This window comes from Bradyrhizobium sp. Arg816 (genome assembly GCF_029989365.1).
In the GTDB taxonomy this organism is placed as follows: Bacteria; Pseudomonadota; Alphaproteobacteria; order Rhizobiales; family Xanthobacteraceae; genus Bradyrhizobium.
In genome coordinates, this window is the sequence record NZ_JAPRAQ010000020.1 from 109848 (window position 1) to 127098 (window position 17251).

The 17251-nt window shown below is 60.0% G+C and carries 15 protein-coding genes and 1 pseudogene; 7 read left to right on the forward strand and 9 right to left on the reverse strand.

What is annotated here, in order from left to right:
- Positions 1 to 275 precede the first annotated feature (275 nt).
- Positions 276 to 1193: a lipid A biosynthesis lauroyl acyltransferase gene (locus OWC48_RS34430; protein WP_282523962.1), complete on the forward strand. Its 918-nt coding sequence runs from the start codon at positions 276 to 278 to the stop codon at positions 1191 to 1193.
- Here the strand turns inward: OWC48_RS34430 and OWC48_RS34435 are convergent.
- The 6 genes from OWC48_RS34435 to OWC48_RS34460 all read right to left on the reverse strand — a co-directional run bounded on the left by OWC48_RS34435 (position 1173) and on the right by OWC48_RS34460 (position 7121).
- A complete protein-coding gene (locus tag OWC48_RS34435; RefSeq protein WP_282524001.1) occupies positions 1173 to 2789 on the reverse strand; it encodes a B12-binding domain-containing radical SAM protein in 1617 nt (538 codons plus the stop codon). The two genes, OWC48_RS34430 and OWC48_RS34435, sit on opposite strands and share 21 nt — an antisense overlap.
- A gap of 215 nt (positions 2790 to 3004) precedes the next feature.
- The gene (locus OWC48_RS34440; RefSeq protein WP_282523963.1) at positions 3005 to 3418 is read right to left on the reverse strand and encodes a Rap1a/Tai family immunity protein; all 414 of its coding nucleotides are present in this window, start codon (positions 3416 to 3418) and stop codon (positions 3005 to 3007) included.
- 701 nt (positions 3419 to 4119) lie between these two features.
- Complete coding sequence (locus OWC48_RS34445) at positions 4120 to 4809, reverse strand: hypothetical protein (protein ID WP_282523964.1); 690 nt, start codon at positions 4807 to 4809, stop codon at positions 4120 to 4122.
- A gap of 88 nt (positions 4810 to 4897) precedes the next feature.
- Entirely contained in the window at positions 4898 to 5095 is a 198-nt protein-coding gene (locus OWC48_RS34450) for a hypothetical protein (RefSeq protein ID WP_282523965.1), read from the reverse strand.
- Positions 5096 to 5298: 203 nt separating this feature from the next.
- Positions 5299 to 5883 (reverse strand): protein-S-isoprenylcysteine O-methyltransferase, encoded by a 585-nt coding sequence (locus tag OWC48_RS34455; protein WP_282523966.1) that lies wholly within the window; start codon positions 5881 to 5883, stop codon positions 5299 to 5301.
- A 5-nt stretch (positions 5884 to 5888) separates the two neighbouring features.
- Complete coding sequence (locus OWC48_RS34460) at positions 5889 to 7121, reverse strand: hypothetical protein (protein ID WP_282523967.1); 1233 nt, start codon at positions 7119 to 7121, stop codon at positions 5889 to 5891.
- Positions 7122 to 7285: 164 nt separating this feature from the next.
- Here OWC48_RS34460 and OWC48_RS34465 point away from each other — a divergent pair, with 164 nt between their 5' ends.
- From OWC48_RS34465 to OWC48_RS34475, 3 genes are all read left to right on the forward strand, one after another.
- Complete coding sequence (locus OWC48_RS34465; RefSeq protein WP_282523968.1) at positions 7286 to 8029, forward strand: SGNH/GDSL hydrolase family protein; 744 nt, start codon at positions 7286 to 7288, stop codon at positions 8027 to 8029.
- Positions 8030 to 8211: 182 nt separating this feature from the next.
- The gene (locus OWC48_RS34470) at positions 8212 to 8472 is read left to right on the forward strand and encodes a hypothetical protein (RefSeq protein WP_282523969.1); all 261 of its coding nucleotides are present in this window, start codon (positions 8212 to 8214) and stop codon (positions 8470 to 8472) included.
- Between the two features lie 441 nt (positions 8473 to 8913).
- On the forward strand, positions 8914 to 9321 hold the full coding sequence (locus tag OWC48_RS34475; RefSeq protein WP_282523970.1) for a hypothetical protein: 408 nt from the start codon (positions 8914 to 8916) through the stop codon (positions 9319 to 9321).
- Positions 9322 to 9450: 129 nt separating this feature from the next.
- Here OWC48_RS34475 and OWC48_RS34480 read toward each other — a convergent pair whose 3' ends face one another.
- Positions 9451 to 10449, reverse strand: coding sequence for a peptidase U32 family protein (locus OWC48_RS34480; protein WP_282524002.1), 999 nt, complete (start codon positions 10447 to 10449; stop codon positions 9451 to 9453).
- Entirely contained in the window at positions 10449 to 10988 is a 540-nt protein-coding gene (locus tag OWC48_RS34485; protein ID WP_282523971.1) for an SCP2 domain-containing protein, read from the reverse strand. Before OWC48_RS34485 ends, OWC48_RS34480 begins: the two co-directional genes overlap by 1 nt.
- Before the next feature lie 199 nt (positions 10989 to 11187).
- On the opposite strand from OWC48_RS34485, the pseudogene OWC48_RS34490 reads away from it, so the two are divergent.
- From OWC48_RS34490 to OWC48_RS34500, 3 genes and pseudogenes are all read left to right on the forward strand, one after another.
- Positions 11188 to 12542: pseudogene (locus OWC48_RS34490) on the forward strand (UbiD family decarboxylase); the annotation flags it as partial.
- The gene (locus OWC48_RS34495) at positions 12539 to 13147 is read left to right on the forward strand and encodes a UbiX family flavin prenyltransferase (protein ID WP_282523972.1); all 609 of its coding nucleotides are present in this window, start codon (positions 12539 to 12541) and stop codon (positions 13145 to 13147) included. The pseudogene OWC48_RS34490 and the gene OWC48_RS34495, both read left to right, overlap by 4 nt.
- Positions 13148 to 13532: 385 nt before the next feature.
- Positions 13533 to 15458 (forward strand): sigma-54-dependent Fis family transcriptional regulator, encoded by a 1926-nt coding sequence (locus OWC48_RS34500; RefSeq protein ID WP_404979852.1) that lies wholly within the window; start codon positions 13533 to 13535, stop codon positions 15456 to 15458.
- Between the two features lie 94 nt (positions 15459 to 15552).
- Here OWC48_RS34500 and OWC48_RS34505 read toward each other — a convergent pair whose 3' ends face one another.
- Complete coding sequence (locus tag OWC48_RS34505) at positions 15553 to 17181, reverse strand: molecular chaperone GroEL (RefSeq protein ID WP_282523974.1); 1629 nt, start codon at positions 17179 to 17181, stop codon at positions 15553 to 15555.
- Between the last annotated feature and the right edge of the window lie 70 nt (positions 17182 to 17251).

The window sequence follows — 17251 nt, forward strand, 5'->3', positions numbered from 1 at the left end:
AACTAGGACTAATTCCGCGCTGGTGATCTATCTGTTGCGCAAAAGCATTAAGCGCCCATTAAGCGCGCGCCGTTGTCCGGCCCATCCATCGACCGGCTCGAATTGCAGGTGAGCAAGGAAGGGCTGAAGCGCTGATCTCAGATCGACCAAATTCGGCAACCCAATACGCCCTGCGCACCCCATCGGTGTCTTTGATCGCATCGCGTGTCGGTGGTATGATGGTGCGCGCTGAAGCCCATGGAAAGTCGAAAGTGTAAGCCAAGGTTGTCGTTTCAATGCGGACCAGGCCCCGACTTCGCGACGTGACCAAGCCCCTGGGCCAAGCGGCGGTGGGCGCGTTGACGATCGGAATATTGCGTACCGCTCGCTATTTCGATCCAACCAAGACCGCCAACTTATTCGCTCGGATCACTCGCTCAATCGGGCCCATGATGCGGGAGCAAAAGACCGGTCGAGCCAATCTAACCGCCGCATTTCCGGAAAGATCGCCTGCGGAGATCGAGACCATTCTCGCAGGCGTCTGGGACAATCTCGGTCGAGTCGGCGCCGAATTCGCGCACCTTGATCACATCTGGAACTACGATTCCGCGCGGCCAGAGGATAGCCGGATCGAAATCGACAAGCGCTCGTATGATCTGTTTACGCAGCTGCGGCTCGACGGGAAACCGGCGCTGATCTTTGCCAGTCATCTCGCTAACTGGGAAATTCCGGCCCTGGCAGCCGTCGCGCACGGGCTGGATACCGCGATCCTGTATCGGCGACCCGACATCGCGTCTGCCGACCGCATCATCCAGGATTTGCGCGCCGTGAAAATGGGCACACTCATTCCAGCGGGTCGTGACGCGCCCTTAAGACTTGCCGAGGCCCTTAAAAGTGGCCAGCACGTTGGAATGCTGGTCGATCAGTATCTGACCAACGGCGTCGAGGTCACTTTCTTCGGCCGCAAGACCCGGGCCAATCCGTTGCTTGCCCGGCTGGTCCGGCAGATTGAGTGCCCAATTCACGGCGTGCGCATCACCCGTCTGCCCGGACAGCGCTTTCGTGGCGAACTGTCTGAAGAAGTGAAGCCGGTCCGCGATGCCGCCGGACAAATCGACATTCAGGGAACGATGCAGGCGGTCACATCGGTCATCGAGGGCTGGATCCGCGAATATCCCGACCAGTGGCTGTGGCTACACCGTCGCTGGCGGTAGCACCTGGCCAACCGCCGTAGCCCTCGGCAGAGGAACATCGTCCAACTCGGCAATGCGGCGGTCAATCTCGCCGATGACGCGTTCCGAGAACGGCCCGAGGTGCATGTACAGCGCCATCAGCATCACTATGTACCGCAGCGCGCCTGGATTGGTCTCGGCGACGTCGACGAAGGTCTTCCAGAACGGCTCACGAACCTTCGGCAAGGCCCGCATGATCTTGTGTACGCTGTCGACGCCGCCAAGCCTTTTGCGCACATCGCCATCCGGAAGATCGCGGCGCCGGTCGGACCGGTCGAGCATGGCTGCGAGACGCGACAGCCGTCCTGCATAGGCTGCCGGACTGTAGACGTGCCCGAGCACGGCCTTGTAATCGGCAAGGATGTCACGAAGCGGACGCTTGGTATCGAAGTTACAGCCGAGCGTGCACTGATCGCCCGCCTGCTCGACGTTCATGAGGTCATGGCCCTGGTGCAAGCGGCCTTCCGCGGCCAACCGCCGTGTAAGCTGCGTCCCAGGCAGCGCATAAAGCAGTCCAACGATGGAGACTGGAATGCTCGCCTCCTCGATGAGGTCGGCCATTGCCTGTCCTATCGAGGCATTTTCGCTATCGAACCCGACGATGAAGCCAGCGGTGACGAACATGCCGTAGCCGTAAATCTTGTGAATGCACTCGGCGATGTTGCGCCTGGTGTTCTGCTTCTTCTTCATCTGCACGAGCGTCTCGGGATCCGGGCTCTCGATGCCGACGAAGATCGCGAAGAAGTTCGCATCCTTCATTGCCTGCAACAACTCGCTGTCGTCCGCGATGTTGATCGAGGCTTCGGTTGAGAACTCGAATGGATAGTCGTGGTCTTCCAGCCAGGCTTTGAGCCGAGGCATCAAGGTGCGGAGGTTCTTCTTGTTGCCGATGAAATTGTCGTCGACGAAATCGACATGCCCGCGATAACCGTGATCGTAGAGGGCCTGCAACTCTGCGAGAATCTGATCGTTGGTCTTGGTACGCGGCACGCGACCATACAACTCGATAATATCGCAGAACTCGCAGGTGAACGGGCAGCCGCGCGAATACTGCAGGCCGATGTACAGATAGTGATCGAAGTTGAGAAGATCGTAGCGAGGCATCGGGCTCAGCGTGACATCTATCGTGAATTTCTCGGCGATGAACACGCCTTTGCGTTCGCCGCTTTCCCAGGCGGCGATGAACTGCTCGATGACATGCTCGGCCTCGCCGATCACCTGAAAATCCGCGTCCGCGTAAAGATGCGGGCTGGAGGAGACGTCCGGCCCACCGACACATACTGGCTTGCCGCGCAGGTGAGCGAGATCGATCAGGTAGATGGCATCCGGTTGCTGGTTGAGCATACCGCCGATCATCACAAGATCGGCCCAATCGAGGTCCGCCTCTGTCAAAGCCTCGGTATTGCGGTTGACGAGCCGGATGTCCCAATGCTTCGGCAACATAGCGGCGACGGTGATCAGGCCGAGCGGCGCCGTTGGATACTTCGCGCCGACGAGTTCGCAGGCCTCCGCATAGTTCCAAAACGAATTCGGAACGAACTTCGGATAGATCATCAGGACGCGGCAGGGGATTGTCATGCTGTCCAGCCCGGGCGTTGATGGCACAATGCCCCGCTGTTTATCGGGGCTCAAGGGTTCGCTTCCGCTCGTCGATAAGGCGTCGAGTGCTGATCGTGGAGGTGTGCAATGCGGTTCAGTTCGCGCACCTCGGCGGTAGTGCATTGCGAAACAATCTAGCCTGACGCGAACATCGCGGACCGTAAGGCTAGCACCAGTATCTGCAGATACGCGTTCTAATTGGATTTTTTTGGGGCACGCATTTTCGATCCAGTTCCGGTGGACGCGTCGTCCCCACGGCAGGGCCAAGCATCCCTGAATGCTTCGATGGCGACGGTGATCCCCGGTTCCTTCACTCGATCCGGATTATTATCAAGATACCGCAGAAAAACCTTGGCACTTTGCAAAGCGCTGCCTTGCGCGGGGGGGCATGCACGCACGTTAGCTGGCAGATTTGGTGAAAAGAGCATCGCAGTCTCGATCATTCCCTCACATACGCCAGCGGACCGAGCTTCGTCCTGATTGCGAAACGAGTTCTGAACAAGCAGTTCGCAAGACTTTTGCGCGTCGGTTGCTTTATCGACAACCGTGGCGCTGGCCTTCCCGATGACCAACAGGATTAGGCCGGCAACAATAATATGAACCCGCATCCGCGTCCCCCGAAACAACGGCGCGATAGCTTACTGCATTCAGTATGCCGCAATAGAGTGGCCGCCCGCGCCGTTCCAGGCGGCTCAGACGGCTTAGCTCAAAAAAAGCGTCTGATCCACCGCGCTCAAATAGGAGCGAAGTGAACTCAGCTCTTCCATTTCCACAAAGCTGAAAGAGCGCTTGTTGACTTGACAACACGCAGCTTTACGCGCCGTGATCACCGCAAAGGTCGGCTACACCGCGATCATGATCGCGAATCAGCATCGGCGGCGACAAGCGTGCTGATGGTACAGATCCCGATCCGGCGCGGAGAGCGTCTATTGTCCTGCCGTGTGTACGCGACGTGCAGAGGTCGATTGATGTTGATGCTCGGCCTCGACGCAGAACCATGGCCTAAGCGGTGACCTTCGTCTGCAACGACAAGTTCTGCGAACCTTCCTCAACTACGCCAAGGAGGACTTCACCCTCAGAACGGTTTCCAACAAGAGCTTAGCCACGACCAAGCGGAGGTGGACTGCCTTGCAGCGCAGCGCCACGGACGTTCCGATGATCTCCCGGCCTATTCATCAACCAAGCGAGGCAGCGCACGAATGTTTGTCGTATCGAACCGCATCCTCAAAGAACAAGCTTGCTTGAATTTCTTGAAGACCTCACCCCTATCCTGACGCAAGGAAAACCGGATGAACTCGGTCCGAGGATTCTAGCCTCGACCGGATTCAAGCTGCACCGTTTTTCGCCCCCCGTTCAGCTCTCTGAGTTTGTTGACGTATTCCTCAGGCTTTAGCAGATGAAACGGAGCGTTGAGGCCCATAAAAGTCGCTATGCGGCCGATAAAGGCAGTACAGTTTGCCGTTGCTGCATTCCAGAGCGGCGAAGACTCCTGCTGGCGCTTGATATAAGCAAAGACCTTCTTGGCGTCTGCCTCAGACAAATAGACGCGATAGCTGGCCGTCAGATATTGCTCGTCAAGATCACCGTAGGTCGCTCCCGTCTCAGAAGGGACAAACATGATGTGTCCCAGGAGATAGGGCACCTCGTCGCCGGCCGGAGCCAGACCAGCGACCTCGACCTTCTTCTCGCTCGTCTTTCCGTACCAGACGAATGCATGACCGTACGTTGCTGCCGTGCGGGCACGAAAATCAACGTAGTAGGGACCCGTGGCGACAGCTCTTCGAGCTGGCTTTACATCGGATATCGACGGCGTAGCAGCAGCCATGCTCGCCGCATGCTTCGTCGCCGAACTGGGGAGAACGTCCCGTTGCTGCTGGTCGGTACGCGCCACGAGTGGTTGCGCGCTACTGATCCCGGTCCCCAAGCCCACAAAGGCCGCCAGCATGGCGGCCTTTGCAAGAAGCTCTAGACCCGGATATTTCCGAATCACTCCCGCCATCCACGAATCCTCTTGGATCCAAGATCCCATGCCACAGGTAGTCTGCTACCCCAAACGAACGCCACTGGCGTACGAATGGATAGTCAGATCAACCCTTGGTCACCAACGGGGCCGGGGCGGCAACCGGATATTTGCCCACCGGGCTCTTACCCACGGGATACTTGCCGATCGGAGCTTTGCCAACGGGCGCCGCGGCGGCAACCGGCTGAGGCCGCGGCAGATCCGCAGCAACTGCGGTTCCCACGAAGGCCAACGAAGCAATTCCCAGTACAACGAATTTCAACATCGGATCTCACCATTGTTCGCGAGCGATTGGATTCACCTGACACGCATAGGAATAACCTGACACTCGCCACGACACCAACGATTAGACCGGGGAGTCGGCGGCTCCGGCAGCTTTTTCTACCGTATGTTGCGGAAATGGCACGCAAATGACGCGTCTGGTTCCTAATCACTCCCGTGGGCACAACGGACGCGCCGGAACCTACCTCAGAGTATCCACGGGAAGACCCGACCGGTCCGCGCCATATACTCGCGATAGCTGTCGCCAAACGCCTGCAACATCATTCGCTCTTCTCTTGCAACGCGGCCAAAGAACAAAATCCCGAAGCCGGCAATGCCTGCAAAACCGGCAATCCAATTCGGCAGCAGCAATGCTTGGGCGATAGCCCACAGCCAAAATGCCGAATACATCGGGTGTCGAACTCTCCGGTAAATCCCTTCCGTCACGAGTTCATGGTTCTCCCGCACGTCGAGACTTACCGACCAATTCCGGCCGAGTGCACGATGTGTCAGGTGAAACACGCTCAAAGCCGCGATCGCAAAGAAAGACCCCAGCCAAGCCAACCAGGGATAAAAGTTGTGATCTGCGAAACGAGGCATCCCTGTCGCTACGTAGACAAGCGGAACAAGTCCGAGTCCCGAAAGTGATGTAAGCAGGAGGGCAATTTCCAGCGGGCCGCGAGCGCTCCGCACAATCCTCGCACGGCGGGAACGCCGCGCGTACTTGTAGCGTATGAGGTACCAGCCGATCGCCAAGGCAACGAAAATGATTTTCGAAATAGTGGGCGTCATTTGAATCAGGCCGCCGCGCCCGGACGACTTGGCAGTTCGCCTTCCGAAAGCGCCGCGCTCGCAATCAGTCCTCCGTCGTCAGCGATCATCGACACGGCGCCATCCGGGGCGAGCGTCTGGGATTTGGCTGAAACAGGTCCGCAAGTCAGCATGAAGTAGTCATACGATGTTCGCTTGTCATTTCCGCTGACGAACTGGTTGTGCAAACGGAAGAAGTGGAGGCGGATGCGTCGATAGATCTCGTCGTCGAGCATTCGACTGAATCTCACGACCCTGACGGTCGCTTCGTTCTCTGTCGACAAGCCCATTTCGGCCATCGGCCGGCTCTTGTAAAAGTTCAACGGGTCGACGAGGGCCTGATAATCGCCCCAGAAGATCGCGCGCGACTTGGCGACGCGTTCCATCGTCGCGCGAAAGCGTGTTGCTTTCGGGTGCAGGCCGACTTTGAGTATGGATGATCCAACGCTCAAGAACGTGACGGGAGTTTTATTCCGACCGAGTTCAGGGTCCTGCTTCAAGGCGCGATCAAGCAGATCAACCGCAAGTACGGCGCCAAGACTGTGCGCTATGACCAAGATTTCGTCTGCGGCAGAGTTGCTCGCCGCAGCCACGAGCTCGGCGGCCAATCTGTCCAGTCTCTGCTCAATTTCCGAATTACCGCATCGAATATACTCGCGAGAAAAAATCCAATCGTCGAACAAGTCGCCCAGGTGGAGCCAGCGCCACGGGCCCGCCAAAACGGCTACGATTCCGAAGAAACCGCCACCGGTAGCGATAGGAATGGATCCGGTGATCTTGAATGCAGCCACGCCAATCAAAAAGGCGGCCGCGATGAGCAATCCGAACGTGACGAATGGATAGAGAAAGAAAAGTGCGTAGCGCCAATTGGTCAGCAAGTACCGCCAAAGAGTGCCGGTCAGAACGAAATCCAGAAACGCAAGACTCCCGACGGAAATGCGTGAGCCAATGCTTCGACCCCCGAAGGCCTCAATTACGTCGTGCCATCGGACCAGACGGTAATCGGTTTCGACGAGCCAATCGGGGCCAGTTGTCGTCACATTCCATCGTATCTGGTCGGCGGTATCATGCAAACCGTCAACGGCCGCTTTCACTGACCAAGTACGTTGGAACCTCGCAATTTCGCGCACAAAGCGTCGTTGCGCGCTGGCATGCGACGTGATTGGATCATAGCCGCCGATATGGAATACCAACCGTTTCGCTACAGGCTTGCCGGACATTGTCTTATCCCCGGACTCATGCGTGCTGCTCGCTCCCCACACGTCAATCGACCTGCAATCAAAGACAGACGTTTGAAGCCAAGGGTTGTCAAGAGAGAATCGACCAGTTATTGGGGAACATGGGTCGATTTGTTCTGCCATGCGTAAGCCGAACCGCTCGAACAATGGCGTCGATCGGTGCTGCCGTGATTGTCGGTTTGTCCAGCATAGCGCCCTCTCAAGCGCAGGACGAGGCATCATCTGGCGAGAGATGCCTTGCTGCAAATTTGGATGTCTCGCTGGGCGCACAATTGCCGCGCACGGCGGCGCGCTTGAGATCTGGTGCGCCGCTAAAGATTGTCGCGATCGGATCATCGTCGACGGTGGGGCTCTGGGTACTTCGGTCCGCGGCCACATATCCGCAGGTGATGCGCCGAGAACTCTCGAGGCTTAGATCCAACGCAACGATCGAGGTCATCAACAGCGGTCGAGTCGGCGATACGATTCCGAACAACATCGCGCGGTTCGAGCGTGACGTTTTCGCACACACTCCTGATCTCGTTATCTGGCAATTAGGTACCAATGACGTCGCCTGGGGTGGCCGACCGGACCAAGGGCTCAAAAGAAACGTTCTTGAAGGGGTAAGGGCACTTAAGGCGGGGTCTGCCGATGTCGTGTTGATGGATCTGCAATATGCGCCACAGGTGCTCGCCTCAGCTGGCTATTCGACAATGGAGGACATCATCATCGATGTCGCAAAACAAGAACGGGTCGGGCTATTCTCTCGTTTTGCGCTGATGCGAAACTCGGTCAGTGCCGGAGTTGCGCAAAGCGCGCTTGTAACGTGGGACGGATTGCACAACACCGCCGATGGTTATGATTGCATTGGACGAGCCCTTGCCCGAGCAATCTCAACGAGTGCGCGTTGAGAGGCCCGAGCTCAAGCGAATCGAAGTCTGTGGGTTCGCATGAGTTTGGGCACCGGCCGTGACAGCGATGCCGAGCGTACAGATGCCCACCAACGCGAACAAAGACCAATTATCGTCGACAATCACCGCATCTCTCGCAACGGTGACAGTAACTCGCGCCGACGCTGTCAGGAGGTGCGCTCATGCACCATTATGCCAGCCAACTTGTTGACCTATTACTGGTGCTTGTCGCCGCGTGGATGGTGCCAACCACCATCTTTATTATCTACGCCTATTTCGCTCGTCTTAAGAATCCGGTCACCGAATCGGTCTTTGGACGTGCGGTGATCATATCCTTGTTCATCATAACCACGTCGATCTGGCTCCCGATAATTCTGGCCGCCATAGTCCTATCACTGATCGGTCATTTGTGGTTCCGCTTCAGGGGACAGCTACGCAAGTAGCTGGATGTTGCTAGAGGCGAAAAAGATAGGGTCGAATTAGAGCGCCCCTCGACAAACTAAAAAAGGGAAGCGAAGCAATGTCCGCGTTTCTCCCAGTTCTGACGATGGTTGCTATCAATTTTATAACAATCGCCACGGCTGCAGAATGGCGACCGCAGTTTCTCTCAGCGTGCCGAAACGGTTGCGCGCAGCAAGGCGGCTTTTCGACGGACGCTTGCTTGCAGATTTGCATCTGCATGGCTTCAGAATTGGAAACGAAGTTTAGTACCGAGACTCTCGGCTCCATTGATCCCCCGAGTGCTGAGCAACTACACCAAACTAACGAAATCAGAATGCTTTGCGTCCGGCGAGTACTAGGACGTTAGAGCTGTTGCCAATGGCTCGGTGGTCATCAGCTTGACCCTGACGTACCTCTCCGTCTTTCCATAGACGCAAAATTGGTTGCCCCGGCTGCTCGAGGACAATATCGCGCCGACGGCGCATCCGAGTTCTCCTTGCGAGACCATCTCGGCCCTGAGCTCGAAGATGGCCTTTGAACCGATGCTCACATCGTTGAGCGCGCAGCTCACGCAATCGATCTGTACCAAGCAGCTCACGCAATCGATCTGTACCAAGTGGTCTGCGCGCTGTACTTCAGCGCGCGAAGGTACAGAACATGGACAAGCGCATGATCATGAAAGTTTGATTTTCACGCGAGTTTATCAGGCGGATCAAGCCGATTTCGCAACTGCGGGGCCCGTTCTGATCCCCAAACGTCCCAAGTCGTTGATCTTATTTGGTGGGCGCACCAGGGCTCGAACCTGGGACCCGCTGATTAAGAGTCAGCCCCGGGCTGAAAACAATCAATGACTTAGTGGTCGCACCGCCGGGCTTATCCGGCGGAAAATGGGCATTCGTCGCACGACCTTCTAGCTGGCATCTTGCCGTCGGTGACCGGCGTGGGCGTGCTCACCGGAGCCGCGCCAAACCCAGTGATGGTCAACTTCCTGACCGGCGCCGGTCAGCCTCAGGTCGGGTAAGGGAGAGAAGCCGAGCGCCAAGATTAACAGAAAGACGAGCGCGACCGCGATCTATAGATTCGGGCCTGACCTCCATCCCGCGAAGTTCAGACAGGATGGCGCGCTCGGCCGCAAAATTTGGTCTCCCGGAACGGGTGAGGGCGTATGGCCACTCGCAAAATTTACTGCTGTTTTGGAGGCCGCCCCGATCGAGAAAAGCGACCCGCTGTTCGGGTTGACGCTCGGCAAGGCCTTTGGCCTGCTCCGTCGAAAAGCGCCCCTTGCACAGCGTCGGATAGCCGGCCGGCTCGCTGGGTTCGAACCGGTTGATGGTGAAGCCGCCCAGCCGCGACGTCGTTCCCTGCGGCGTCTGCTCGTAGGCCACGTGGCTTGCGGGCGAGCAGACGCCCTGCATGTTCGGCGACTTGCCGGTGGCATAGGAGGACAGCGAGCAGCGTCCTTCCGCCATCACACAGAGGCCGCCAAACACGAAGACCTCGGTCTCGCAAGCCGCCTCGCGCGAGATCTCCGCGATCTCCGGCACGCTGAGGACGCGGGGCAGCACCACGCGGCGGGCGCCAAAGGTCTCGACATAGAAGGCAATGGCGTCCGGGTTTGCGGCCGCCGCCTGCACCGAGACATGCAGGCGCTGGTTTGGATGGCGCCTCGCTGTGTAGTCCATCAGGCCGATGTCGGCGAGGATCAGCGCATCGGCGTCGGCACTCACCGCATCGTCCACAGCGCGCTGCCACAGCTCGACTCTGGAAGCACGCGGAAAGGTGTTGATGGCAACCAGCACCTTCGCGTCGCTTCTATGCGCGAGCGCGATCCCCCTGCGCAGCTCGTCGCGGCTGAAATTCAAGCCCGGAAAGTTACGCGCATTGGTTTCGTCGTTGAATCCGCAATAGACCGCTTCGGCGCCGGCATCGATGGCGCTCTTCAGCGCAGCCGGGGTACCGGCGGGGCAGATCAGCTCCATCATTTGAACGGCCTCCGCGACCCGCCGATCAGGCTGTCGCGCGCCGCCTCCAGCGCGCGCCTTGCGGGGCCAGCCAGCGGGCCGAGCAACGAGGACAGCTCCGCCGCGAGATCGAGCTGAGCGTCGTCGATTGCATTGCGCAACGCGAGCACCGCCTCGATATCGCCCTCGATCACGAGCTCGCGCGAGAACATCAATGCGTCGCCGTCGACCTTTCCTTCGAGCAGGGCCAGCAGATTGGCGAGCGAGGCGGAGATGCGCGCATCCAGATCACGCGGCAGGTCGCGCACCACCGTAAGGTGTGGCGGCGCCGCCTCGACGACGAAGGCGAACGGCAGGTCGGTTGGTCTGATGCCGAACCGCGCGCGCGAATGCTCGCCAAGCCGATCGAAGATCGCGGGATTGCGCTGGCATATCCGCTGCAAGAAGCCTGATAGAACGCGCTGCAGCGGAAGCAGCGGCAAGGGACGCATCGCGACAGCGACAAGTGGCGGGATGACCGGCAAAGGGCCGGACGGCGCAACGGACGGAGCATTCATGGGATCAAATCTGGACGGATTGTGCGCGGATGTATTTGAGCCGGTACAATGAAGGCGGAAATCATCCCGGCTAGCTCTGCCTATTCTAGAGGAGTTCGTTCACTTGCAGCGTGATGTCCCGCGCTTTCGAGAATTGTCCGACTTCCTGCGCTTCATCGAGAGCAAGGGGCAGTTGCGACGTATTCGCGAGAGAGTCTCGGTGGTCCATGAGATCACCGAAATCCACCGCCGGGTGCTTGGCGAGCACGGGCCTGCACTATTGTTCGAGCAGCCGATCAAGGCCGACGGCACGCCGTCCGAGATGCCGCTTCTCACCAACGTCTTCGGCTCGGTCGAACGCATCGCGTGGGGTATGGGAATTACGCCGGATCGCCTCGATGAGCTCGGCGCGCCGATGGCCGAACTGCGCGCGCCGCGCCCGCCGCACGGATTGCGGGATGCCTGGGACAAGCTTCCGCTGGCGCGCGCCGCGCTCGCGACCCGGCCCCGCACGCGCGCAGCCGCGCCGGTCCACGACTGCGTCGCCATGGGCGACGACATCGACCTCGGCAGGCTGCCGGTGCAGATCTGCTGGCCGGGCGAACCCGCGCCGCTGATCACTTGGCCGCTTGTCATCACGGTGCCACCGGAATCGGCAGCCGCCGATCAGGAAGAGAATGTCGGCGTCTACCGTATCCAGGTGCTCGGCCGCAACCGCACCATTATCCGCTGGCTCGCTCACCGCGGCGGCGCACGCCATCACCGCGAGTGGAAAGCACTCGGCCGCGACATGCCGGTGGCGGTCGTCATCGGCGCCGATCCCGCGACCGTCCTGGCTTCCGTGCTGCCGCTGCCCGAGACGATCTCCGAACTGCGGCCGCAGCCGAGATCGTGATCGAGGGTTTTGTTTCGGCAACCGAAACGGCGCCCGAGGGCCCCCACGGCGATCACACCGGCTACTACAACTCGGTCGAGGACTTTCCGGTCATGCGCGTCACCGCCGTGACCGGCCGGCGCCAACCGATCTATCTCTCGACCTTTACCGGCCGCCCGCCGGACGAGCCATCGCGGATCAGCGAGGCGCTGAACCGACTGTTCGTGCCGCTGATCCGGCAGCAATTTCCCGAAGTGGTCGACTGTTTTCTGCCGCCGGAGGCCTGCTCATATCGCATCGCGATTGCGGCGATCAAGAAGCGCTATCCGGGCCAGGCGCGACGGCTGATGCTCGGCCTGTGGTCGATGCTCCCGCAGTTCAGCTATACGAAATTGCTGATCGTGGTCGACGACGATATCGACATTCGCGACTGGCGCGCGGTGATGTGGGCGGTCTCGACTCGCAGTGACAGCTCGCGCGACCTGGTGACGCTGACCGACACGCCGATCGACTATCTCGACTTTGCTTCTCCAAAATCCGGACTCGGTGGCAAGCTCGGCATCGATGCCACCACAAAAATCCCGCCGGAGACAGAACGGCTCTGGGGCGAACCGCTCGCGATGGATCCCGACGTGATCGCGCGGGTCGATGCAATGTGGTCGCGCCTCGGCCTCATGGACGTCGCACGGGAATTGGCATGAGCGAGCGGCTGGGCGTCATCGTCGGCACCAGCGGGGCCTCAGGCGCTGCAATCGGCGCACGCATTGTCGAACGGCTCGCGGAAGATCCGCGTTGCGCCCTCCACCTCGTGATCTCGCCGGCAGCGGAGCGCACGCTTGCCGAGGAGGTGGACGCCAACGCGCCGGCGCGTCTGCGCGGCCTGGCCTTTCGCTACCATGCTCACCATGACATCGGTAGCTGCATCGCCAGCGGCTCGTTTCCGATTCACGGGATGATCGTGGCCCCCTGCTCGATCCGTACGCTCTCCGCCATCGCCTGGGGGCAACTCGACAATCTGCTGGTACGCGCTGCCGACGTGCAGCTCAAGGAGCGGCGCCGCTTGGTGCTCCTGGCGCGTGAAAGCCCGCTGCATCTCGGCCATCTCCGCACGATGGCGCAGGTGACTGAAAGCGGTGCAATCCTCGCGCCACCGCTACCGGCTTTCTATCTCAAGCCGCAGTCTCTGGCTGAGGTGGTCGACCAGATCGCCTGCCGCGCCATCAATCTCCTGGACCTGCCCGGCGTGTCGGCGCCAGCGCAGGCATGGGCCGGCGAAGATAATAGCGCGCGCCGCCCAATTCCCTAATGCTGCGCCGCACTACAGCGCGCCTAGCCCGGACTCTCGAACAGATCGAGCCGCGGCCAAGCGGAACTTCGATCGCTACCTTTGCTAGAACCATTCAAAAAGTATAGGTTGATCTGGTCAACGGGCTTGAGAGAAAGGCCTGGGACGTTAGGGACGTGGGACGCTGAAGGGGTTGCTTGATCGGAAGGCGCGGTCGTCTTCACGGCGGGTGCGACGGATATGGAATCCGATTCAGACGGCCGTCACGGCGGCCTGGAAGGGTCTTACCGTCGGACTTTGCGTGAGCCGAACCGGCAGTTGCGGCAGGCACTCCCCCGCATTCAGGTGAATGATCGCAGGGCCCGTCATGAGCGGGTCCAGCACCTTTCACGTCGGAGGAGCCGGGATGGACCAACGAGAAGTGCTGGCGGCGTGGGAGAAGTTCGTCGAGCGCGGAGCGTTGTCATCCGACTTGAGATCATCGGTCGCAGCGTCGTGGCAGCGATCCAGGAACCATCGCGTCACCGTCGACCGTGCGCGAGCGCCGCTCGTCGCGGACGCCGAGTTGTTCCGTCATCGCTCCAAATACGCGTCGCTCCGTCATGCCGCCCGCTGCGCTCTCGAGAATTCGAAAACATTTCTGTGCGATGCAAACTCAATCATGATCCTCACCGATCCGAGTGGGCTGATCATCGATACACAGGGCGACGACAGGGTCATCGACGCCGGCCGCGCAGTCCATCTCGAACACGGAGGTCGCTGGAGCGAGGCCGACATCGGCACCAACGCGATTGGCGCCGCGATAGCGGAATCGAAACCTGTCCAAATTCACGGTACAGAGCATTTCTGCTCGGAGGTGCAGCGGTGGACTTGCGCTGCCGTCCCGGTTCATGACCCGACCGATGGCGAACTGCTTGGCGTGGTCGACATCTCGGGTCCTGCAAGCACCTTCAACCCGCAGAGCCTGGCTTTGGCCGTCGCGGTCGGCCATCACGTGGAAAGCGTTCTGGCCCAATCAGTCCGACAGGAACATGAGGAGTTGCTGTGCCGCTTTCTCGGCAAGAGATCGCAATGGGCGAACGATGAATGCATCGTGCTCGATCGTCGTGGCATGATCCTCCACGCCACCGAGCGTGCTCTGAACGCACTCCAGCATGATCGCCACGGCATTCACAACGACGCGCCAACCCGCTTTTTGAAGACCGTTCCCTTCGATGAGTGGCCGGGCAGGTTGAAGGAGCTGCTTCCCAACGCGAGCTTTAACTTCGTCGAAAACGAACGCTCCGGCATCGGCGCCATCGTGGTGCTGCATGCGCGACGACGCCAGTTGATCACGCATCGCGATGTCCAGAAATCGAGATCCGGATCTGACGGCCGCGAGACCGCGAGCTCATCATCTGCCCGAAAGGATTCAAAGCCGGAACCACGGTCTCTTCAGAGCATGGCCGCCGGCTTCGTTGCGCGCGACCCCGCGGTCCGAGCCATCGTCCGTCAAGTCGAGACCGCGGCAGCACGCAAGATGCCCATCCTCATCCGCGGCGAGACCGGAACCGGCAAGGAACAGCTTGCCCGCCACGCCCATATGGCGAGTGGGCGAACCGGCGCGTTCATCCCTGTGAATTGCGCCGCCCTGCCGGAAAGCCTGATCGAGAGCGAGCTGTTTGGCTATGCCGAGGGAGCATTCACCGGCGCGCGGCGCGGCGGCGCGATTGGACTGGTCAAGGAGGCCGACGGCGGCACGCTGTTCCTTGACGAGATCGGCGACATGCCCGTCGCGCTGCAAGCGGTGCTTCTGCGCCTGCTCGACGACTGGACCGTGCGTCCTGTCGGCGGCGTCAGATCGAAGGTCGATGTCTTTCTCATCTCCGCCACCAACGCCAGGTTGGACAAGGCCATCGCCGAAGCCCGATTCCGATCCGACCTGCTCTATCGTCTCAATACGCTCGAGGTCAACCTGCCGCCACTCCGAGATCGCACCGACTTTGATGCCATCGTTCGCCATCTGCTCAATGCGATCGACCCGAATTGCGAAATCACGCGGACGGACATTGCGCATCTCGCCGCACGTCCCTGGCCTGGCAACGTCCGCGAGCTACGCAACGTTCTGGCGCGATTCACCCTTGCCGCCGCGGACGGCTCTATCAACGAAGCCAGCGCGGAGAACATCGTTCCACTCCCTGGAACGGAGTCCGGATCGCTCCACGACATCCACCGCGCGCGAATCCTTGTGGTGTATGCCGAGACCGCCGGAAACGTCAGCGAAACCGCGCGACGCCTCGGCGTCTCAAGAAACACCATCTATCGCGCACTGGGGCAGAAGAAGCCCGAGTGATGCCACAGTGCCTCGAAGCACCGATGCTGCGAGTATCGCAGCATGCCCAGTTATGGATAGAGCCCGGTCGCTTCGAACCGATGACCGGTTCCGTTCAAAGCAGCTCAGCACCACCACCTCGGGCCGGGCCAGCGGTCGGATCGTAATCATCCGGCTTCTTGGCAATCAAGGTCTGCGTCGTCAGGATCAGTCCGGCCACCGATGCCGCATTGCGAACCGCGCTGTAGCAAACCTTGACCGGGTCGATGATGCCAGCTTCGACAAGATCGACCGCCGAGCCATTGCGCACGTCGAGCCCGTGGCCATTCGTGGCCTTGGCAATCCTCGCAACTTCCGCCTCTCCGTTCAAGCCGGCATTGGCGGCAATGTAGAAAAGCGGCCGGCTGAGCGCGCGTTGCAGCAGCTCGGCGCCCTGCCTGGCGCCTCCGTCCAGACGATTGATCAATTCGTCGAGCCTTGCAGCGATCCTGAGCAAGGCCACTCCGCCGCCCGGCACAATGCCTTCTTCGATCGCGGCGCGGGTCGCGTTGATCGCATCCTCGATCAGCTGGGTCCGGCGTTTTTGCTCGACCGGCGTCGCGCCGCCGGCACGAATCATCGCTGTGCCGCCGGACAGTTTTGCGATGCGCTCCTGGAACTTGTCCCGCTCAATATTTTCGGGAGCGACATCGTATTGGCGCAACACCTGCTCGCGTCGCGCCGCGATCGTCTTCTGATCGCCACCTCCAGCCGTGATCAGGGTCTTCGAGGCGGAAATGCGCACTTGGCGCGCGGACCCAAGGTCGTGCAGCTCCACCTTCTCGAGCCTTCCGCCTAGATCAGCCGAGATAACGCGCCCTCCGGTCGTGATCGCGATATCCTCGAGCATCGCCTTGCGCCAATGGCCGAACTCCGGCGGATGAATCGCGGCGACCTTGAAATTGGATTTCTCCCGACGCGCCAGCAATTGCATGATGACCGATGGCGCCACTTCCTCGGCGATGATCAGCAAAGGTCGCCCGCTCTTCTCGATGAGCGAGATCACACCAGCCAGTTGCTCCCCGGTCTGGATCTTGAGATCGGTCATGATGATGAACGGACTGTCGAGAACCACCTGCATTTTCTCGACATCGGTGACCATGTGATGTGAAAGATAACCACGATCGAAGGCCATGCCTTCAACGATTTCCAGCGTCGTCTCGACCGTGTTGCCAAATTCCACCGCGACGATTCCGTGATTGCCGGCGCGCTCGAAGGCTTCGCCGACCATGTCGCCAAGCGCCGTGTCGTTGGCGGCAATGCTCGCAACAGCCCGCAGGCCAGCAGACCCCTGCAGCGGTCTCGCCGACCGTCGTAACGCCGTGATGGTCTCACTAACCGCCAGCTCCAGCCCTTCAACCAGCTCGACCGGATTGGCGCCGGCCGCCAAACATTTCAGGCCTTCCTGCACAAGAACATCGGCCAACACGGTGGCCGTGGTGGTGCCGTCCCCCGCCACCTCATTGGTTCGCGCTGAAACCTCACGCAACACCTGCGCGCCCATATTCTCAAACGGGCATTCAAGTTCGATTTCGCTGGCAATGCTGACGCCATCGCGCGACACGATCGGCGTGCCGATCGGTCGGTCCATGATCGCGTTCATGCCCCTCGGACCCAGCGTTCCGCGTACCGCCTTGGCGAGCTTGGCGACGCCCCGACCCAGCGCGGCCCGCGCAGCTTCATCGTGCAACATAATCTTCGGCATTCTATATCCCCGACTTTGCCTTGAGGTCGTCTGGTCTGGACTTATTATCGATGCTGCGCACCCGCATCAC

What these genes read in the sequence shown, in the direction of transcription:
- OWC48_RS34455 (WP_282523966.1), bottom strand. Translation starts at nt 5,883, where the DNA reads ATGACGCCCACTATTTCGAAAATCATTTTCGTTGCCTTGGCGATCGGC.
- OWC48_RS34485 (WP_282523971.1), bottom strand. Translation starts at nt 10,988, where the DNA reads ATGAATGCTCCGTCCGTTGCGCCGTCCGGCCCTTTGCCGGTCATCCCG.
- OWC48_RS34460 (WP_282523967.1), bottom strand. Translation starts at nt 7,121, where the DNA reads ATGTCCGGCAAGCCTGTAGCGAAACGGTTGGTATTCCATATCGGCGGC.
- OWC48_RS34500 (WP_404979852.1), top strand. Translation starts at nt 13,533, where the DNA reads ATGGACCAACGAGAAGTGCTGGCGGCGTGGGAGAAGTTCGTCGAGCGC.
- OWC48_RS34495 (WP_282523972.1), top strand. Translation starts at nt 12,539, where the DNA reads ATGAGCGAGCGGCTGGGCGTCATCGTCGGCACCAGCGGGGCCTCAGGC.
- OWC48_RS34445 (WP_282523964.1), bottom strand. Translation starts at nt 4,809, where the DNA reads ATGGCGGGAGTGATTCGGAAATATCCGGGTCTAGAGCTTCTTGCAAAG.
- OWC48_RS34435 (WP_282524001.1), bottom strand. Translation starts at nt 2,789, where the DNA reads ATGACAATCCCCTGCCGCGTCCTGATGATCTATCCGAAGTTCGTTCCG.
- OWC48_RS34465 (WP_282523968.1), top strand. Translation starts at nt 7,286, where the DNA reads ATGGCGTCGATCGGTGCTGCCGTGATTGTCGGTTTGTCCAGCATAGCG.
- OWC48_RS34505 (WP_282523974.1), bottom strand. Translation starts at nt 17,181, where the DNA reads ATGCCGAAGATTATGTTGCACGATGAAGCTGCGCGGGCCGCGCTGGGT.
- OWC48_RS34480 (WP_282524002.1), bottom strand. Translation starts at nt 10,449, where the DNA reads ATGGAGCTGATCTGCCCCGCCGGTACCCCGGCTGCGCTGAAGAGCGCC.
- OWC48_RS34470 (WP_282523969.1), top strand. Translation starts at nt 8,212, where the DNA reads ATGCACCATTATGCCAGCCAACTTGTTGACCTATTACTGGTGCTTGTC.
- OWC48_RS34430 (WP_282523962.1), top strand. Translation starts at nt 276, where the DNA reads ATGCGGACCAGGCCCCGACTTCGCGACGTGACCAAGCCCCTGGGCCAA.
- OWC48_RS34440 (WP_282523963.1), bottom strand. Translation starts at nt 3,418, where the DNA reads ATGCGGGTTCATATTATTGTTGCCGGCCTAATCCTGTTGGTCATCGGG.
- OWC48_RS34450 (WP_282523965.1), bottom strand. Translation starts at nt 5,095, where the DNA reads ATGTTGAAATTCGTTGTACTGGGAATTGCTTCGTTGGCCTTCGTGGGA.